We start from the raw sequence: 2,868 nt of genomic DNA on the forward strand, positions 1-2,868 counted from the left end.
CCGAAGTGCGGGACGGTGAAGGACACGGCGCCGCGTTCGGCGGCGTAGACGAGGCCCTTTTTGATCAGGCTGTCGCGCGCTGGGGACAGTGACGACGGGCGGCGGCCTAGTGACGTGGCGACTTCGGACGTGGGCACGGGGCCGTCGCCCAGGAGGGCCATCGCGCGCATGTATTCGCGCTCGGCGGGGGTGGCGCGCTCGTAGCGGGAGCCGAAGAAGCCCACCGCTAGCTCGGCTTCGGCTTCGGGAGCCGCCACCTTGACGTCCTCGGCGGTGATGGGGGTGGCGGGTGCGGCGTCCCAGGCCACCTTGCCGTACGCCTGGATGAAATAGGGGTAGCCGTCGGCCGCGTCGTAGAGGGCATCTAGGGCGTCGGGGGTGAAGTCGACGCCTTCGCGCAGTGCGGGGGCGGTTAATGCGTGGTCTGCGGCGGTGCGGTCCAGGCGGTCGATGCGGTGGTAGCGGAAGAGGCGCTCCGAGTATGACTTCGAGCTGGACAGGAGCATGGGGAGGTGTGGGAGGCCTGCACCTACGATGATCAGCGGGGCGCCTGTTTGGGACAGCTCGTGGCACGCTGCACAGAGGGCTGAGAGGTCGACGGCGGGGACGTCCTGCATCTCGTCGACGAAGAGTGCGATGCCCACGCCGAGGTCCGTGCCGACGGACGCGGCGTCGGTGAACAGTTCGGTCAGGTCGATTTCGATGTCACCGGAGTCGGCGCGGCCGCGGGCGGCGGGGACGTCGATGCCGGGCTGCCAGCGCGGGGCGCCTTTGGGCTGGCCGGTTTGGTCGCGCAGTGCGAAGGCCTTGATGACGGAGAGGACGTAGTCGATCCGCTCCGGGTCGCGGTGGCGGGGGGCCAGTTCACGCAGCGCCATGTGCAGTGCGGCGGCGACGGGACGGCGCAGTGTCTGGTCGGGTCGTGCCTCGATCTTGCCGGTGCCCCACAGGCGGCCGATGGCTTGCGAGCGCAGGGCGTTGAGGAGAACCGTCTTTCCGACGCCGCGCAGGCCGGTCAGCACCAGGGAACGTTCGGGGCGTGCTTTGGCGATGCGCTCCAAGACCACGTCGAACTGGTCGAGTTCACGGGCACGGCCGGCCAGCTCGGGCGGGCGCTGTCCGGCGCCGGGTGCGTAGGGATTCCTGATCGGATCCACGAATGTGACTCTATGACGACGTCTCAGGCTTACGCTAGACACCCATATACGCCGCGATCGCGTGTTCCGTCGTTCTCCCTTAACCTTGGGCACCAGCGCGGTTCCAAGTACGTTGTCATGATTGTCGCGCACATCCCGCAGTAGGACGGACCACACATGGCCATCCACCTAGAGAAGATCACCGCTACCGTCGACGCTTATCTACTGCTGCATCCCGATGAGCGGGAAGCGCTGGCTCCGCTGCTGGCGGCGCTGGGCAAGGGCTTCGACTTCACTTCGCGCCGCCGCTACCCGGCGCACATCACCGCCGGCGTGGTGCTGCTCGACGGCGAAGGAAGAATGCTGCAAGTACACCACCGCGGACTCGGGCGGTGGGTCAGTCCCGGCGGGCACTGCGAGCCGGAGGACAAGTCGCTGACGGCGACCGCGCTGCGGGAGCTGGCCGAGGAGTGCGGGATCGCGTCCGACGAGATCGAGCCGGTCGGCGGCGTCGACGGCATCGGTGGTGGCGCTGGTGGTGGTGAGGACGCGCTGCCGATCCACATCGACGTGCACCCGATCCCGGCCAGTGACGTCAAGGCGGAGCCGGCGCACCGGCACTTCGACTTCCGGTTCGCGTTCCGGACCGGGGCGGTGGTGCCGCAGCTGACGGGGCGGGACGCCCCGGTACACCGCTGGCATCCGGTCCGGGAACTGGGTGATCTGGCGCTGGCGGCTCGGCTGGGCCAGCTGCTGGAGTCGAGCTGAGGAACTGAGGAACTGACGGGACCCGACTGCGGGAGAGATCCGGGGTTCCGGGAAGTTCCGGGGGGCTCTTCGGGAGACAGGTCCGGGGAGCCGGGAACAGTCGGGTCGCGGTGGGATGCGAGTTTTGAGCGGTCGAGTGGGCGAACGGTTGAGCGGGTGAATGGAAACGGCCCCCATCCCTCGCGGGTGGGGGCCTGAGCGGAGGCTCGGGGATTTGAACCCCGGATGGGCTTGAGACCCAAACCGCATTAGCAGTGCGGCGCCATAGACCGGACTAGGCGAAGCCTCCTCGTGCCTGAGCGTGCCTGAACACGAACACGCATCACGCAAGCACACATCGCACCATTTCGAGCCACCGCCGGTGACTGGCTTGGTACGATCCCGCACAGCATACCCGGACCGGAGACGACCCGACAAAACAAATCCGGGCCCGCTCGGCCGGCGGGCGAACTGCCGCGCGACAGGCAACTCGGCGGCGGATCGGCCGCGTCTGTCGTGGTGCGAGTCCTCCCGCCGCGGCGCGGCGTATGGGATAGTCGGACCCACGAATCCGCTCCGGGCCGTATCGGCCACGGCGGTCCGGTGGTGCGCACGGCGCCCGCCTCGGAAACCGCGGGGCGTATGTCGACCGATCCGTCCGGCGGGTCGGGCTGGAAAAGCGAGTGGAGGGCAGGACCCATTGAGCCGTACATCCGGCCGCTCTGCCTCCCGCCTCGCGGCGATACTCGACGCGTTGCCGGACGCGTTGTTGCTCGTGGACGCGGCGGGAGTGGTCGTCAACGCCAACACCGTGGCCCTCGACCTGTTCGAGGGCGAGAGCGCGCAGCGGCTGCTGGGCCGACAGGTGGCCACGCTGCTTCCCGGTCTCGGCCGGGCGGTGGCCACTGCGGGCCCGGGACCGGCGGCGTTGCCCGCCGGCAGCGGCACGCCGGCCGACGCCGCGGCGCGGGCGCCGCAGCGCGGG

3 protein-coding genes and 1 tRNA gene are annotated in these 2,868 nt (G+C 69.5%); 2 read left to right on the plus strand and 2 right to left on the minus strand.

Annotation, left to right across the window (positions count from 1 at the left end; genetic code table 11):
* The coding region (locus VGS97_RS28065) for an ATP-binding protein (RefSeq protein WP_326856689.1) at positions 1-1,157 on the minus strand (1,157 nt) is incomplete at its 3' end.
* Between the two features lie 156 nt (positions 1,158-1,313).
* Between VGS97_RS28065 and VGS97_RS28070 the strand changes: the two genes are divergently transcribed.
* Positions 1,314-1,904, plus strand: coding sequence for an NUDIX hydrolase (locus VGS97_RS28070; protein ID WP_326856690.1), 591 nt, complete (start codon positions 1,314-1,316; stop codon positions 1,902-1,904).
* Between the two features lie 199 nt (positions 1,905-2,103).
* Here VGS97_RS28070 and VGS97_RS28075 read toward each other — a convergent pair.
* Positions 2,104-2,193, minus strand: a tRNA-Ser gene (locus tag VGS97_RS28075).
* A 390-nt stretch (positions 2,194-2,583) separates the two neighbouring features.
* Here VGS97_RS28075 and VGS97_RS28080 point away from each other — a divergent pair.
* A partial coding sequence (locus VGS97_RS28080) for a PAS domain-containing protein (RefSeq protein ID WP_326856691.1) occupies positions 2,584-2,868 on the plus strand: 285 nt, incomplete at its 3' end.

The organism is Actinocrinis sp. (genome assembly GCF_035946395.1).
GTDB lineage: Bacteria > Actinomycetota > Actinomycetes > Streptomycetales > Catenulisporaceae > Actinocrinis.